15 protein-coding genes and 1 pseudogene are annotated in these 15782 nt (G+C 67.9%); 10 read left to right on the forward strand and 6 right to left on the reverse strand.

Translation table 11 applies throughout. The features are described from left to right. Positions 1 to 23 precede the first annotated feature (23 nt). The 5 genes from AB0I59_RS35535 to AB0I59_RS35555 all read left to right on the forward strand — a co-directional run bounded on the left by AB0I59_RS35535 (position 24) and on the right by AB0I59_RS35555 (position 6572). Positions 24 to 578: a nitroreductase family protein gene (locus AB0I59_RS35535; protein WP_358140016.1), complete on the forward strand. Its 555-nt coding sequence runs from the start codon at positions 24 to 26 to the stop codon at positions 576 to 578. A 445-nt stretch (positions 579 to 1023) separates the two neighbouring features. After that, complete coding sequence (locus AB0I59_RS35540; protein WP_358140019.1) at positions 1024 to 1656, forward strand: TetR/AcrR family transcriptional regulator; 633 nt, start codon at positions 1024 to 1026, stop codon at positions 1654 to 1656. A 2-nt stretch (positions 1657 to 1658) separates the two neighbouring features. Continuing rightward, positions 1659 to 2099: an acyl-CoA thioesterase gene (locus AB0I59_RS35545; protein WP_061259900.1), complete on the forward strand. Its 441-nt coding sequence runs from the start codon at positions 1659 to 1661 to the stop codon at positions 2097 to 2099. 309 nt (positions 2100 to 2408) lie between these two features. Continuing rightward, positions 2409 to 5873 carry a DNA-directed RNA polymerase subunit beta gene (rpoB, locus tag AB0I59_RS35550; RefSeq protein WP_358140022.1) on the forward strand — a complete coding sequence of 1155 codons (3465 nt, stop codon included), beginning with the start codon at positions 2409 to 2411 and terminating at the stop codon, positions 5871 to 5873. 216 nt (positions 5874 to 6089) lie between these two features. Beyond that, positions 6090 to 6572 carry a hypothetical protein gene (locus tag AB0I59_RS35555; RefSeq protein WP_358140025.1) on the forward strand — a complete coding sequence of 161 codons (483 nt, stop codon included), beginning with the start codon at positions 6090 to 6092 and terminating at the stop codon, positions 6570 to 6572. 52 nt (positions 6573 to 6624) lie between these two features. Here AB0I59_RS35555 and AB0I59_RS35560 read toward each other — a convergent pair. Continuing rightward, positions 6625 to 6903, reverse strand: a pseudogene (locus AB0I59_RS35560) (alpha/beta fold hydrolase); the annotation flags it as partial. Positions 6904 to 7238: 335 nt separating this feature from the next. After that, on the reverse strand, positions 7239 to 7661 hold the full coding sequence (locus AB0I59_RS35565; RefSeq protein ID WP_358140028.1) for a DUF6223 family protein: 423 nt from the start codon (positions 7659 to 7661) through the stop codon (positions 7239 to 7241). Positions 7662 to 7879: 218 nt separating this feature from the next. On the opposite strand from AB0I59_RS35565, the gene AB0I59_RS35570 reads away from it, so the two are divergent. Both AB0I59_RS35570 and AB0I59_RS35575 read left to right on the forward strand, forming a co-directional pair. After that, positions 7880 to 9007 (forward strand): sensor histidine kinase, encoded by a 1128-nt coding sequence (locus tag AB0I59_RS35570; protein WP_061259905.1) that lies wholly within the window; start codon positions 7880 to 7882, stop codon positions 9005 to 9007. Next, positions 9004 to 9666, forward strand: coding sequence for a response regulator (locus AB0I59_RS35575; RefSeq protein WP_061259906.1), 663 nt, complete (start codon positions 9004 to 9006; stop codon positions 9664 to 9666). The genes AB0I59_RS35570 and AB0I59_RS35575 overlap by 4 nt, the downstream gene beginning before the upstream one ends. Before the next feature lie 53 nt (positions 9667 to 9719). On the opposite strand, the gene AB0I59_RS35580 is transcribed toward AB0I59_RS35575, so the two are convergent. Continuing rightward, positions 9720 to 10100 (reverse strand): hypothetical protein, encoded by a 381-nt coding sequence (locus tag AB0I59_RS35580; RefSeq protein ID WP_061259907.1) that lies wholly within the window; start codon positions 10098 to 10100, stop codon positions 9720 to 9722. Between AB0I59_RS35580 and AB0I59_RS35585 the strand changes: the two genes are divergently transcribed. Then, entirely contained in the window at positions 10050 to 10745 is a 696-nt protein-coding gene (locus AB0I59_RS35585) for a 4a-hydroxytetrahydrobiopterin dehydratase (RefSeq protein WP_061259908.1), read from the forward strand. The genes AB0I59_RS35580 and AB0I59_RS35585 overlap by 51 nt on opposite strands. A gap of 139 nt (positions 10746 to 10884) precedes the next feature. Next, a complete protein-coding gene (locus AB0I59_RS35590; RefSeq protein WP_061259909.1) occupies positions 10885 to 11820 on the forward strand; it encodes a DUF2332 domain-containing protein in 936 nt (311 codons plus the stop codon). 226 nt (positions 11821 to 12046) lie between these two features. On the opposite strand, the gene AB0I59_RS35595 is transcribed toward AB0I59_RS35590, so the two are convergent. After that, positions 12047 to 13033 carry an NAD(P)-dependent alcohol dehydrogenase gene (locus tag AB0I59_RS35595; protein WP_061259910.1) on the reverse strand — a complete coding sequence of 329 codons (987 nt, stop codon included), beginning with the start codon at positions 13031 to 13033 and terminating at the stop codon, positions 12047 to 12049. Positions 13034 to 13204: 171 nt separating this feature from the next. Between AB0I59_RS35595 and AB0I59_RS35600 the strand changes: the two genes are divergently transcribed. Further along, a complete protein-coding gene (locus AB0I59_RS35600; RefSeq protein ID WP_082777458.1) occupies positions 13205 to 13876 on the forward strand; it encodes a DUF2306 domain-containing protein in 672 nt (223 codons plus the stop codon). On the opposite strand, the gene AB0I59_RS35605 is transcribed toward AB0I59_RS35600, so the two are convergent. After that, positions 13873 to 14529, reverse strand: coding sequence for a response regulator transcription factor (locus tag AB0I59_RS35605; RefSeq protein ID WP_061261677.1), 657 nt, complete (start codon positions 14527 to 14529; stop codon positions 13873 to 13875). The two genes, AB0I59_RS35600 and AB0I59_RS35605, sit on opposite strands and share 4 nt — an antisense overlap. After that, complete coding sequence (locus AB0I59_RS35610) at positions 14526 to 15659, reverse strand: sensor histidine kinase (RefSeq protein WP_358140037.1); 1134 nt, start codon at positions 15657 to 15659, stop codon at positions 14526 to 14528. Before AB0I59_RS35610 ends, AB0I59_RS35605 begins: the two co-directional genes overlap by 4 nt. Between the last annotated feature and the right edge of the window lie 123 nt (positions 15660 to 15782).

Genomic DNA, 15782 nt, shown 5'->3' on the forward strand with positions numbered 1-15782 from the left:
GGGAGTTGTGGTGGTTCGTGACCATGGATCAAGATCTCCGGCTGGATCTGCATCCGCTCCTGGCGGATCGGTTCAGCCCGTACCAGTTCGACCCGGCCGGCGTCATCGATGATGAGATGCTCGGGTTGCTGTTGGAGGCCGCGCGGTGGGCGCCTTCTGCGGGGAACTCCCAGCCGTGGGGATTCTTCCCGGTCCGTCCTGGTGAGCTGGACCATGCGCGGGTCACCCGGTTTCTCGCACGTAGCTCGGCGCGATGGGCATCGAACGCAGGGCTCTTGATCGTAAATTTGACTCGGCGGTTCGTCGATGACACCGACTTGGTCTTTTCGGAGTTCGCCGACTACGACCTCGGACAGGCCGTGGCACACCTGACGGTGCAAGCACAAGCGATGGGACTGACGTGCCACCAGTTCCGCGCCTTCGACAGGGACGGTCTGACCGGGGAACTGCGGCCGAACCCAGGCTGGGTGGTCATGTCGATGACGGCCGTCGGGGCCCCGGCCGATCGCGGGCAGCAGGTGCGGTGGCGGCGCAGCGTGGCCGAACTGCGCAGCGATCCATGGAGCGAAGACCGCTGATCGAGGTTTCGGTGGACGTGCACGAGGGCGAAGAGCGCTATCAGGTCGAAGTCGTGTACTGCGCCGCATGATGGTTTGACCTCAACTCAAGTTGAGGTTGCCGGCTTCTCTGTGCCGATGTGGCACGAGCCGAGCGCAGGGAAGTCGGTGGAGAGATCGGCTGGGCCGCGTTCGAGGTGACGATGGACGGTGGCCGCAGCGGACGCGCGCGCCGCGATCGAGTCGCGCAGTGACCTGGGCAAGACTCTCCTCCTGATCCAACAGCGTTCCGGGACATCGCTCCCGTGGTCATGGTCATCCTGGAAGCGCAGGTCAAGCGGTGCCGGTGGCGGTGATGCCATCGACGCCGGTCGTAGGCGCGCGACGAAACCCGTACGAGGGCGCGCTCGGGCTGCCCGCATATCTCAGATATACAAACGATCGGTCGTTAATGTAGTTTGTCCCCATGACACAAGACGGTCGGCGGCTGCGCGGGTTGCGCAGCCGCGAGGCGATCCTCGAGCAGGCAGTGGGCCTGGCCTCCGTCGAAGGGCTGGACGGACTCTCCCTGGGACGGCTGGCGACGGCGACCGGCACCAGCAAGTCCGGATTTTTCGCCCATTGGCGTGACAAGGAGCAACTACAGCTCGACGCCGTGGACTGGGCCGGCCGCCAGTGGGCCGAGCGGGTGGTGGCGCCCGCTATGCAGGCGCCGGCCGGGGTGCGACGGCTGTTCGCGCTACACGAGGCGCGGCTGAGGTTCTACAGCGAGGGCGTGCTCCCCGGCGGGTGCTTCTTCTTCGCCGTCCAGGCCGAGTTCGACGACCGTCCCGGCGCGGTGCGCGATCGCGTCGCGCGCGCCCTGCGCGAGTGGCAGAAGTTCATCCGGCGGCAGGTGGCACAGGCCATGGCGCTGGGCGAGCTGGCCGAGAGCGTGGATGCGGCCCAGCTCGCGTACGAGATCGACGCGCTCGGGGAGATGGTGATCATCCACTCCCGGCTGCACGACGGGCCGGCCTCCCTCGTCCACTCCCGCCGCGCAGTGCTGCAACGCCTGCGCACGCTCTGCCCCGACCCGACACTTCTCCCGGAGGATTGATCATGACTGAAGACGGCGTGCACGAACCGGTCCAGGTGCATTTCGATGATCTCGACGCCATGGGCCTGTTGCACAACTCCCGGTACGCCCTGCTGGTCGAGCGGGCGATCGGCGCGTACTGGCAGCGCCTGGGCTGGGCGCCGGATCCGGCCCGGTCGGCCTTCAAAGACGTTTTCCTGGCCGTGCGCGAGTTCAAGGTGACCTACCACGTGCCCATCGCGGGGGCGGGCGAGCCGCTGGTGCACTTCTGGATCGAGCGCATGGGCCGCACGAGCGGCGTCTACGGCTTCCGCGTGCTGTCGGCCGACCGGGCGGTGGTGCACGCCGAGGGCTATCGCGTCAACGTCAATCTGGACCCGGCCACACTGCGGCCCATGCCGTTCAGTGACGAACTGCGTACCGCCGCCGAACCCCTGCTCCACAGAACGGCGGCGGCGTGCTGAGGTCCCGCTGGATCGCCGGCCCGGCGGCCCCAGTTGATCAGGCCGCGGCGATCACGGGTGACCCCTGCGCGCCCGGCTGTGATCGGCACACGTCGACGCGTACCGCGACCGTAAGAAGTTGACGAGGCCACTCAGGCTGTGGGAAGCTAAACCCGGCATTGAGGTTGACGCTTTAAGTACGCGTGGACATACGTTTGTCATTTGCGTTACGCTGCTCCCTCGTGCCGTCTGTTTACGCCCTCGGATTTCGCCCGGGGCGTTTGGCGTGCGCGCAGTTGGTTCCATCCGTGCTCTCCGGAAGGACATCCGTTGGCAGCCTCGCGCAGCGCCTCCGCCGTACCCGCTGGTCCCCGTCGCGTCTCTTTCGCGCGCATCGAGGAGCCGCTCGAAGTTCCAGATCTTCTGGCCCTGCAGACCGAGTCGTTCGACTGGCTGCTCGGAAACGAGAAGTGGAAGGCCCGGGTCGAGGCGGCTCGCCGGGCCGGGCGCAAGGACGTCCCGGCCCAGTCGGGCCTCGAAGAGATCTTTGAAGAGATCAGTCCGATCGAGGACTTCTCGCGGACAATGTCCCTGTCGTTCCGCGACCACCGGTTCGAGCCGCCGAAGTACTCAGTCGATGAGTGCAAAGACAAGGACATGACCTACTCCGGCCCGATGTTCGTGACGGCGGAGTTCATCAACAACACCACCGGTGAGATCAAGAGTCAGACGGTGTTCATGGGCGACTTCCCGCTCATGACCTCGAAGGGCACTTTCATCATCAACGGCACCGAGCGTGTCGTGGTCTCCCAACTCGTCCGTTCGCCGGGCGTCTACTTCGACCGTTCGGTCGACAAGGCCACCGACAAGGACCTGTTCGGCTGCAAGGTGATCCCGTCGCGGGGTGCCTGGCTGGAATTCGAGATCGACAAGCGCGACAGCGTCGGCGTCCGCGTCGACCGCAAGCGCAAGCAGCCCGTCACCGTGCTTCTCAAGGCACTGGGATGGACCAACGAGCAGATCCTCGAGCGTTTCGGCCGGTACGAGTCGATGCGGGCGACCCTGGAGAAGGACCACACCTCCGGCCAGGACGACGCCCTGCTCGACATCTACCGCAAGCTGCGTCCGGGTGAGCCTCCGACCAAGGAGTCCGCGCAGACGCTGCTGGAGAACCTGTACTTCAATCCCAAGCGTTACGACCTCGCGAAGGTCGGGCGTTACAAGATCAACAAGAAGCTCGGCGTCGACGCCGACATCACCCAGGGCACGCTGACCGACGAGGACATCGTCGCCACGATCGAGTACATCGTGCGCCTGCACGCCGGCGAGGACAGCATGGGCCCCGACGGGTCGGTGATCGTCGAGACGGACGACATCGACCACTTCGGCAACCGCCGCCTGCGCAATGTTGGCGAGCTCATCCAGAACCAGGTCCGCCTGGGCCTGGCCCGCATGGAGCGCGTCGTGCGCGAGCGCATGACCACGCAGGACGTCGAGGCGATCACGCCGCAGACCCTGATCAACATCCGCCCGGTCGTGGCGTCGATCAAGGAGTTCTTCGGTACGTCGCAGCTGTCGCAGTTCATGGACCAGATCAACCCGCTGGCCGGTCTGACGCACAAGCGGCGTCTGAACGCGCTGGGCCCCGGCGGTCTGTCACGTGAGCGGGCCGGCTTCGAGGTCCGCGACGTGCACCCGTCCCACTACGGCCGGATGTGCCCGATCGAGACCCCTGAAGGCCCGAACATCGGCCTGATCGGCTCGCTGGCCTCCTACGGTCGGCTCAACGCCTTCGGCTTCATCGAGACGCCGTACCGCAAGGTCGTGGACGGGAAGGTGACTGACCAGATCGACTACCTGACCGCCGACGAGGAAGACCGTTACGTCAAGGCGCAGGCCAACACGGCGTTCAACCCTGACGGGTCGTTCGCCGAGTCGCGCGTCCTGGTCCGCACCAAGGGCGGCGAGACCGAGCTCGCCCGTGCCGAGGAGGTCGACTACATCGACGTGTCGCCGCGCCAGATGGTGTCGGTGGCCACCGCGATGATCCCGTTCCTCGAGCACGACGACGCCAACCGGGCGTTGATGGGCGCGAACATGATGCGCCAGTCGGTGCCGCTGCTCAAGAGCGAGGCGCCGCTGGTCGGCACCGGTATGGAGTACCGCGCCGCGACCGACGCGGGCGACATGATCAGCGCCGAGAAGGCGGGCGTGGTCGAGGAGGTCTCCGCCGACTACATCACGGTCATGAACGATGACGGCACGCGGACGACGTACCGGGTGGCGAAGTTCAAGCGCTCCAACCAGGGCACCTCGTTCAACCAGAAGCCCATCGTGGCCGAGGGCGACCGGGTGGAGGTGAACCAGGTCATCGCCGACGGTCCCTGCACCGACAAGGGCGAGATGGCGCTGGGCAAGAACCTGCTGGTGGCGTTCATGCCGTGGGAGGGCCACAACTACGAGGACGCGATCATCCTGTCCCAGCGTCTGGTGCAGGACGACGTGCTCTCCTCGATCCACATCGAGGAACACGAGCTCGACGCCCGCGACACCAAGCTCGGCCCCGAGGAGATCACCCGGGACATCCCCAACGTGTCCGAGGAGGTGCTGGCGGACCTCGACGAGCGCGGCATCATCCGCATCGGCGCCGAGGTCACGACCGGTGACATCCTCGTCGGCAAGGTCACCCCGAAGGGTGAGACCGAGCTGACGCCGGAGGAGCGGCTGCTGCGCGCGATCTTCGGCGAGAAGGCCCGTGAGGTCCGCGACACCTCGCTGAAGGTGCCGCACGGCGAGTCCGGCAAGGTCATCGGCGTCCGCGTGTTCAGCCGCGAGGAGGGCGACGAGCTCCCGCCGGGGGTCAACGAGCTGGTCCGCGTGTACGTGGCCCAGAAGCGAAAGATCACCAACGGTGACAAGCTGGCCGGCCGTCACGGCAACAAGGGCGTCATCTCCAAGATCCTCCCGGTGGAGGACATGCCGTTCCTTGAGGACGGCACCCCGGTCGACATCATCCTCAACCCGCTGGGCGTGCCCGGCCGAATGAACGTCGGCCAGGTGCTGGAGACCCACCTCGGGTGGATCGCCGCCAGAGGCTGGGACGTCACCGGCATCCAGGAGGCCTGGACCGAGCGGCTGCGCGACAAGGGCCTCGACAAGGTCGAGCCGCACACCAACATGGCCACACCCGTCTTCGACGGCGCCCACGAGGAAGAGATCATCGGGCTCCTGGACAACACCGTCCCCAACCGGGACGGGGATCGGCTGGTGCAGCGCAGCGGGAAGGCGCGGCTGTTCGACGGCCGCTCCGGCGAGCCGTTCCCGCACCCGATCTCGGTCGGCTACATCTACATCCTGAAGCTGCTCCACCTGGTCGACGACAAGATCCACGCGCGTTCGACCGGCCCGTACTCCATGATCACCCAGCAGCCGCTCGGCGGTAAGGCCCAGTTCGGTGGGCAGCGCTTCGGTGAGATGGAGGTGTGGGCGCTGGAGGCCTACGGCGCCGCGTACGCGCTTCAGGAGCTGCTGACGATCAAGTCGGACGACGTTCTCGGCCGCGTGAAGGTCTACGAGGCCATCGTCAAGGGCGAGAACATCCCCGAGCCGGGCATCCCCGAGTCGTTCAAGGTCCTCATCAAGGAAATGCAGTCGCTCTGCCTCAACGTCGAGGTCCTGTCGAGCGACGGCATGTCAATCGAACTGCGCGACACGGACGAGGACGTGTTCCGCGCCGCTGAAGAACTCGGCATCGACCTGTCCCGGCGTGAGCCGAGCAGCGTGGAAGAAGTCTGACAGTCCCCATGCGCGACCTGCGGGCGTCGGCCCGCGCCGGAAGGTGGGCATCTTCCGGCGCGGGTCCGACACGCCGCGGTGGAGGAGAACCGGCGGGTTCCATCCGGGCCCTGGAGAGTTTCTCGACCGGCACATCCTGGCCAAGACAGTCTGACCAGCTCCGAGGTTGCTCCGCGCCACGGCAGGCTCTGGGGACTGCAAGCTTCGGAGGACACGATGAACGACGAGACGGCTGCACTGCTCTTCGAGGTGGTCGAGCGTCTCCAAAAGAACATCGCCGCCCGGGACTGCCCCGCGATCGTCGCTCTCGAAGGAGAGTGGAAGCTCGTGCTCAGCGACTACGACTACCTCCGCGATCCGCGGGGCGCCACCTCGTTCGAGACGCGAGCAGCCGCCAAAGCCCAGGAAATCCAGGCAACGCGATGGGTCTTCGCCGTCCCTTTGGTATGGGTCACCACACCTGACACCGTCTACAGCCGCGCCGTGTCCAACCACCCTCTACGCGAAGGGGAGCAGGAAACGATCACCTGGATGAGCTTCGACGAAAGCGACGGCGTGGATTACGGGCGCGTCCCGTACACACGCCGCCCCAGTGGAGAACCCGTGTTCGACGACCCGGAGATGTTCGCGGTGGGCGTGCGTCCGGCCCAGGCCATGCCGGGCCACACGCTCCTTCAGGAACTCTTCCTGAACAGCTGATTCAGCCTCGTACAGCAGCCGTAGATCGTGGCCGTGGAGCTCATCGTCTCGTTCAGTCCGCCTGCGCGGCGTGGATCGCGGTGAAGGTCAGGAGGGGTGTGGCGGTCCGCGGCGGATCCTCGAGCATCGGTGAGTGTCCGACGTCGGGCAGCAACTCGACTCTCGCGCCCGGAATGGCGCGGTATTCGGCGGCGGACGAGGATCGCCATCTCCGGTCTTCCGTGCCGAAGATCACCAGCAGTGGCTTGCCGAGAACCGTCAGTCGATCGGGGAGCGCGCGCTGGTTCAGATAGTCGTCGACTGCCCGCGACGTCGCGGTGACACAACGATCGCGTTCGCCAGGAGCAGCTCGACGGCTGCCAGGAGGATGGCTGACGCGATGATGTAGCGCTTTCGGCGGCTTCCCGCGCCTCTCACGTCCGGCTCCCTATCAGGAGACCGCGGAACGGCGTCGTCCAACCTGCGGGGCTATCGACCCTCGGGGAGGGAATCATGGGCCCACTGTCGCCGTTCTGAGCGCCGGCGGCTTGAACAAATGTTCCTGTCAGCCGGCTCGCGTAACCGTGACCGCGGCCCGGCCTCGCCTTAGGGGTGGCGCGTGAAGCGGCCCTGTTATCTGCGGCAAGGCACACGCAGACCGTCACCGGCCAGCCTCGGCGTGACGGCTCAGACGGTGCGGCGGGAGCGGGCCAGAGCCAGCCCGCCGAGGACCATGGCGATCAGCCCAACCGCCAGAGCCACGAAGCCCCCGACTATTCCGTAGCCGGTGCCGGGACCACCGTCGGCGGCGGCCACAACCAGCCCGCCGATGACCGCGCCGGCCAGCCCAGCCACCAGGGCCACGATGGCGCCCCTTCGCCCGTTTCCGGTGCCGTTACGACCGGCGGAGCGGGCCAGAGCCAGCCCACCGATGACCGCACCGGCCAGTCCCAGCAGCGCGGCCACCAAGGACCAGAGACGCCCGGCGGTCAAGGTGTATGCACTGGCGGCGGGGTCCGGCTGGATCAAGACGTGCGCGGCCGCCGGTGCGGCAAGCCCGAAACTGATCAGGGCGGCTCCGGCCACGGCAAGCACAAATCGGACTGGCATGAGGTGCTCCTTCTCCTCCTGCGAGTGAATGTCGCCTGATCATGTCCGCCTGACCCACCGCCGGTCGTCTGGCGGGCGCAGGCAATTCGCGCTGCCGCCGATGCCGCAGCCGGCTACCGCGGACGCCGCAGGAGCCGCGAAGGTACCGCGTGTGCGGTAGCCGGCCGATCATCCGCGCGCAGGAGTCGCCCGCGCAGGCATCCGGCTAAAGTGCGCGCATGAGCACAGGACGGCCCGGTGTCCGGGCCGGTGTCAGAGACTGGGCGATCGCCGTCTGCGTGGCGGCGACGCTGCTGGTCACCGGGCTGTCCGGGCAGCACTCCGCCACGAACCTCGACCTGCTCGGCTACGCGCTACTGACATCTGGCGGCCTGGCGCTGGCCGCGCGCCGCCGCGCTCCGGTTCCCGTCCTGGCCGTCACCGGGCTGTGCACGGTGGGTTACCAGGCGGCCGGTTTCGACGTGCCTGCCGTCGCGTACCTTTTCGCGGTGTACGCCGCCGTGCGGGCGGGACACCGCATCGTCACGGCGGCGGCGAGCGTGACCCTGCTGGCCGCTCTCCCGCTCGCGGCCCTGGCCTCGGGCCTACACGACACGGGTGAGGCGTTCGCGCGGGCCCGAGGCGCCCTGGAGGTGGCCTGGCTGATCGCTGCGGGTGCCGCAGGGGAAGCGCTGCGGCAGGCCGAGCGGCGGGCGGACGAGGCCGAGCGCACCCGGGAGGAGACCGCGCGGCGCCGCGCCGACGAGGAGCGGCTGCACATCGCGCGGGAACTGCACGATTCGCTCACTCACCAGATCTCGGTCATCAAGGTGCAGGCCGAAGTCGCCGTCCACGTGGCCCGCAAGCGCGGTGAGCAGGTTCCGGAGGCTCTGCTGGCGATCCAGGAGGCCGGTCGGGAGGCGATGCGGGAACTGCGAGCGACCCTGGAGGCGCTGCGCGACGACGACACGACCCCGCCGCATGGCCTCGATCACGTACCGGAACTGGTGGAACGGGCACGCACGAGCGGGCTGGACACGACGCTGACACTCGAAGGACAACGATGCGACGTGCCGGCCGCGGTGGACCGGACCGCCTATCGCATCGTTCAGGAGTCGCTCACCAACGTGGCCCGCCACGCCGCCGCCACCACGGCCTCGGTCCGGATCGACTACCGTCCGGACGCCCTCGCCATACGCGTCGACGACGACGGCAAGGCCGCGCCGGGCACGGCCCCGATGCCCGGCATCGGACTGCTCGGGATGCACGAACGCGTCACCGCCCTCGGCGGCCGCCTGCGCGCCGAACCCCGCGACGAGGGCGGCTTCACCGTCCAAGCCGAGCTTCCAGTGGACCGAACGCCATGATCCGTGTCCTGCTGGTCGACGACCAGCCGCTCATTCGCAGCGGATTCCGCGCGCTCCTCGACCTCGAAGACGACATCGAGGTGGTGGCCGAAGCAGCCGACGGCAAGGAGGGCCTGGCCCTCGCCAAGCAGCACCTGCCCGACATCGTGCTCATCGACATCCAGATGCCGGTCGTCGACGGCATCGAGGCGACCCGGCGCATCGCCGCGGACCCGGCCCTGGACCGGGTGCACGTCGTCATCCTGACCAACTACGGCCTCGACGAGTACGTCTTCAACGCGCTGCGCGCCGGCGCCGCCGGGTTCCTCGTCAAGGACATCCTGCCGGAGGACCTCCTCCACTCCGTCCGCGTGGCCGCACGCGGTGACGCCCTCCTCGCACCGTCGATCACGCGCAAGCTGATCGACCGCTACGTCTCCCAGCCGCTTCACCCGGGCGCCGACACGGTGCTGAGGGCGCTGACCAACCGCGAACGCGAAGCCGTCGTCCTGGTCGCGCATGGCCTGTCCAACGACCAGATCGCCGACCGCATGGTGATCAGCCCGCTGACCGCGAAGACCCACATCAACCGGGCCATGGTCAAACTCCATGCCCGTGACCGCGCCCACCTCGTGGTCCTCGCCTACGAATCCGGACTGGTGGCCCCGCGCAGCTCCTGACATCTCCTCCCCATCACCCCGCGCTGAACTCTCTGAGTTCGAAACGCCCACGGTCACGGTGACGGCGAACAGCGTCTCGGGGTCATGGTGAGCCGTGCCACGCCCAGCACGGTGGTGACCAGCGCGGTGCAGGCGACGAGGAGTGTGTTCGAGGTGAAGCCCGGCAGCACCGACTGCGTGACATTCACCATGGCGTGGAAGACCACCGCCGACAACACGCTCCCGCCGTCGCCGTCGTAGAGCCAGACGATGACCAGCCGCGCCGCGACCGTACCGAGAAACCACCAGGCGATCCACCAGGAAGAGCGTTCACCGGAGATCTTCCCGTAGTAGTTCCGAAGCCTGAGGGAACGTAGCTTGCCGGGCCTGGCTACGCTGCCCAGATGACTGACGTTGACGACAAAATCCCCCGGATCAGGCCGCAGCAGTTTCATGAGATCGACGGCCTGGAGGACTGGCGTGTGCTGGGTGAGGGGGCGTGTGCCTACTTCCGTACCGGGTCGTTCACGGCCGGGGCCACGTTCGTGCAGGCGATCAGCGCGCTGCCCGGCGTAGGGAGTGGTCATCCTGACGTTGACTTGCGCTACGGAGGCGTGACCGTACGGCTGATCACGATTGCGGACTTCTACGGGCTGAGCGAGCAGGACGTCGAGCTGGCCCGGCAGATCTCGGAAGTGGCCCGCACGCTGCACATCCCTGCTGATCCGTCGGCTGTGCAGACCGTCCAGGTCACCATCGATGCCCTTGCCGGTTCCGACGTGGTGCCGTTCTGGCGTGCGCTGCTCGGCTATGAGGACCGCGCGAACAGCCCCGAAGACCTGATCGACCCGCAACGCCGTGGGGCGCCGTTCTACTTCCAGCAGATGGACGCCCCACGCCCGCAGCGCAACCGGGTCCACATCGACGTCTGGGTGCCATACGACCAGGCCGAGGCACGGATAGCGGCGGCGATCGCCGCCGGCGGCCGCCTGGTATCCGACGCTTACGCACCGTCGCACTGGGTGCTGGCCGACCCCGAGGGCAACGAGGCTTGCGTGGGCGCGGCAGGCTGGATCGGGGCCGGCCCCGGCGGTCAGTGAGAGTCGCTTTCGGATAAGACCGTGGCTCCGAGGTTCATGGCCCTCGGCTGGCGGACCGGACGGCTGATCGCGCAGAGCACGGGTCTGATGTCGCCGCCTCGTCATGGTGCGGGAGATGACGGGGCGCGATCATTGGGGCATGACGACCGCCGCGAAGTACGCCCAGTTCGCCGCGTACGAGGCGCGCGGAGCGTCGCCGACCTACGAGCGCCTGGCGCTGGCGGTCTCCCGGGACGACGAGGTGCTCGCCCTGCTCGACACGCTCCCGCCGATCAAGCGGCAGCCGAACCTGCTGTTCGGTGTCGTGCGCTTCCTCGCGGGCCCCGTCGAGGATCCGGCCGCGTTCCACGACTACACGGTGGGGAACTGGGCGGCGATCGAGGCGGAGATGGGCACCAGGGCCACGCAGACGAACGAGGCCGGGCGGTGTGCCGTACTGCTGCCGGTGCTGGCCGCGTTGCCGCAGCCGCTCGCGTTGCTGGAGGTCGGGGCCTCCGCCGGGCTGTGCCTCTACCCCGACCGGTACGCCTACCGCTACGGCGACCATGTGATCGGCTCCGGCGAACCGGTCCTTGAGTGCGCGGCGACAGGGGTGGTGCCACCGACCCGCGTACCCGATGTGGTGTGGCGGGCCGGTTTGGATCTGAACCCGCTGGATGTGGCGGATCCCGCGGACGTCGCGTGGCTCGACGCCCTCATCTGGCCGGAGCACGCGTACCGCCGCGCACGGTTGCGGGCCGCGGCGGCCGTCGCCGCGGCCGAGCCGCCGCTGCTCGTACGTGGCGACCTGGTGGACGATCTTCCTGCATTGGCCGCACAGGCGCCGGCCCACGCGACGCTGGTGGTGTTCCATACCTCCGTGCTGTACCAGGTGCCGATACCTCGGAGAGAGGCGTTCGCCGAGGTGGTACGCGGGCTGCCCGGCCATTGGGTCTCGAACGAGGCCCCGGACGTACTGCCCTATGACGCCTTGCCGAAGCCGCCAGGGGCGGCGCTGCACAACGTGCTCGCGCTGGACGGGACGCCGCTCGCCTGGACCCGGACGCATGGGCAGGCGATCATCTGGTTCGCGTAAGGCTCGCCGTGGTGTGAAAGCACCTCGCCGGCGGGCGTGAAGCCGAGCCGCGAACGGCACTCCCCGGCTCCGCCTGTTTGCCTGACGTGGCTTGACGGCCTTCAAGCAGTTGACCCGGCAGTTCGCCTGACAACCCCAGGTGACGAAGGTGGCCCTCGGCGGGCGTACTCGCGAAAAACAAGGAACAACCGAACGAGAAGCCGCGGCAGGGCACGCAAAGCGCCGCTCAGACGGAGATGACGACCTTGCCGGGGGTGTGGCCCTCCTCCAGGTAGCCGATCGCCCTGGGGATTTCTTCGAAGGGGTAGTGACGGTCGATGATCGGGACCACTCGTTTGTCGTTCAGGAACGCGCTCAACGTCCGCAGGTTCTCTTTGGGGCTGGGGCACTTGAGGGCGTCTGCCACCGATATCCGCTGGCCGGCGAAGCGGGATGCCGCCAGGGCGGAGAGCACGTGGCCCATGGGTTGTATCCAGCGACCGGGCAGGCCGCCGACCACCACGTAGGCCCCCTTGGGGCGCAGGGTGCGGCGGGCGACGGAGACCGGTCGGCTTCCGGCGATGTCCAGGAACAGGTCGTAGCGCTGGGTCTCGCGGGTGAAGTCCTGGGTGGTGTAGTCGATGACCTTGGTCGCGCCAAGGGAGTGGACCAGGTCCACGTTCCGGGCGCTGCAGACGCCGGTGACCTCGGTGCCGAGGGCGCGGGCGAGTTGCACGGCGAACGTGCCGACCCCACCGGACGCGCCGTTGATGAGAACACGCTGGCCGGGCAGGATATGACCCTCGTCGCGCAGGGCGAGGAGCGCGGTGTTGGCGGCCATGGGAACCGCGGCGGCCTCCTCGTACGAGAGGTTCTCCGGCTTCGGGGCGAGGTCGGATTCGCGGACACAGACATATTCGGCGAAGCCGCCACCGCTGATGACGGCGAAGACGTCGTCGCCGGGGCGGAATTCCGTGACGTTTCTGCCGACGGATTCGACCTGGCCGGAGATGTCGGCGCCCAGGATCGTGATCTTGGGGGTGCGGAGCGCGAGGCCGCCGGGCATCAGGCGGGCCAGGTACGGCTCGCCGCGCATGTTATGCCAGTCGTACGGATTGACGGAGCTGGCACGTACCCGGACCAGGACCTCGTCGTCGCGAGGAACGGGGACGGGGATTTCGGTAAGCGTCAGGACATCGGGTGGCCCGTACGAGCGTGAGACGAACGCCTTCATCGCCATCTCCTTATGCGAGTCAGTGCGGGTGCGGAGGCAGTTAAAAGGCTAAGGAACGCGGCCAGACCACCAAATCGGCCGAAAGTACGCCTGATCGCTGAACGATCGGCTGACCTGAATCGGGCCGTTCGTGTGATGAGCGAACATGGGCGAAGAAGCCACGATCCCCTCATGACCGAAAGCAGTGTGAGGGGCACCAAACCCCGAAAGGTACAGCCCGGCGGACGGGACGCCAAAGTCCCCGGATGGATGGGGCCCGCCGGCCTGATCATGCTCAGCGTGATTCCGGTGGTCGCCGGTGCGCTGCGTCTGGGGGAATTGGCGGGTGACGCGGCGGTCACCCCCGCTAACGCGCGATTCTTCGCGACACCGCTACCCGTGGTGTTACACATCATCGGAGCGTCGCTCTACGGCATGGTGGGCGCCTTCCAGTTCGCGAAGAAATTCCGTCGTCGGAGGCCGGGCTGGCACCGCATGGCAGGACGGGTTCTCGTTTTGTGCGGACTTGTCGCCGCACTCTCCGGCCTGTGGATGACCGTGTTCTATCCTCGCCCGGAAGGCGACGGCGATCTCCTCGCGGTGTTCCGGCTCGTGTTCGGCACGGCGATGGCGGCCTCCCTCGTGCTCGGCTTCGCCGCCATCCGGCGGAGAGATTTCCGCCGCCACCGCGCCTGGATGATCCGCGCCTACGCGATCGGCACGGCCGCAGGCACCCAGGCGTTCACCCAGCTTCCCTGGATGCTCCTCGTCGGCCCCCTCACCGAGATCCCCAGAGCCCTGCTCGTGGCCGCCGGATGGATCATCAACCTCGCCGTGGCCGAGTGGATCATCCGCAGACCCTAGTTCCTGACCCGATGGGTCTCGTACGCCCACATGGCGATCTCCACCCGGTTCCGGGCGCCAAGCTTGGCCATCAGGCTGGCGATATGGGTCTTGACGGTGCTGAGTGAGATGTGAAGTTCGTCAGCGATCTCACTGTTGGTACGCCCCCGGGCCACCGTGAGGAGAATCTGCTCCTCACGCTCGGTGAGCGCCTCGATGGGACGGGCCGGCGGCGCGGCGGGCCCGGCGTGCGCGAAGGCGGTGAGCAGGCGGGCGGTGACGCTCGGAGCGATGAGGGCGTCACCGGCCGCCGCGGCGTGAACGGCCTGGGAGAGCAGTTCGGCGCCGGCGTTCTTCAGCAGGAACCCCCGGGCTCCCGCGCGCAGCGCCGCGTAGACGTACTCGTCGAGGTCGAAGGTGGTGATGACCACGACGGCGAGTGGGTCGTCGACGGTGGGCCCGGCGAGCATCCGGGTGGCCTCGATGCCGTTGAGCACCGGCATCCGGATGTCGAAAAGGCACACATCCGGCCGAAACCGCCGGGCGAGTTCGACCGCTCGCCGCCCGTCGGCGGCCTCGCCGACCACCTCGATCCCCGGCTGCGCGTTGAGGATCATCACCAGTCCGGTACGGACGATCTCCTGGTCATCGGCGACCAGCACCCGGATGCTCACCTGGCCACTCCGGTACGCGGCAGCACGGCGGTGACACTCCATCCCCGGTCGGGACCGGGGCCCGCCACACAGGTCCCCCCGAGGAGGTCGGCCCGTTCGATCATGCCGGTGATCCCGTAGCCAGGTGTCCCCGCGGGGCGAACCGGATCGCCGTCATCGTTCACGTACAGACGGACCGACGTGTCGTCGGCGCTGACCCGAACCAGGACGCGGGTGGCGTGCCGGGCGTGGCGCCGGGCGTTGGTGACCGACTCCTGGGCGAGGCGGTAGATCGCGGCCTCGACGGAAGGGGAGAGGCCGACGGTGTCGCCCTCGATCTCCACCTGGATGGACGGGCCGGATTGTCCCGGGCTTTCGAGCTGGGAGAGATCGGCGATGCTCCGCCCAGGCGCCAGGTCCGCGGGCGCGTTCCGGCGGAGGACGTGAACCATGGCGCGCATCTCGGCGAGCGCCTGGGCCGCCTCGGCCTCGATCACCTGCAACGCCTCGGTGGCGGCGTCCGGCCGCGACGCCGCCGTCGCCAACCCTGCCTGCGCCCGGATCGCCATCGCCGAGACGTGATGGGCGACGGTGTCATGCAGATCTCGGGCCAGTTGCTCACGTTCGAGCAGTTTGATCTGGTCAAGCTCCCGCGTCCGCGCCCTCGTCCGGTACCGGAACGCCGCTCCCACGGCGACCACCGAGAACACGACGGCGAAGGCGGCGGCGGTGTCGGCGGGACCGGGATAGTCCACAACCACGGAGAACGTGGCTTTGACGAGGATGATCCCCAATCCGATGATCGCCTCTCGCCCGGAGCCCCACCGGAACAGCGCATAGGGCAGGAGAAGCAGATAAATCATGGTGTTGGACTCGGGCGAGTCGCCACCCGCCAGCACCTGGGCCACACCCGACACGCCGAACGCGATCACGACCATCAGCAGCGGCTGGGTGCGGCGCCACAACAAGGTGGGCACCAGCCCGACCGCGAGGCCCACCGAAATGACCCGTGAGGGCATATCCGGCCGCACCACTCCTTCGAGCAGCGCGACCGGCAGCAACACCCCCACGAGCACCCAGTCTCGCCACACCCGCCGCGGTGCGTTGGGGGAACGGGGCTCGTGCCACACGGAGCGAATAAGGCCGTGCACGAAGTCATGGTACGAGAGCCCCCACCCCCCACAATCAGCCCAAAGTACGAGACATTTCGCTCACCGGATTGGTAGTCGTCGCGGGCGACGTCTCGAACGTGGATTAACCGGCTCGTTGGAGGA

Origin of the sequence: Microtetraspora glauca (assembly GCF_040656155.1) — a bacterium.
In the GTDB taxonomy this organism is placed as follows: Bacteria; Actinomycetota; Actinomycetes; order Streptosporangiales; family Streptosporangiaceae; genus Microtetraspora; species Microtetraspora glauca.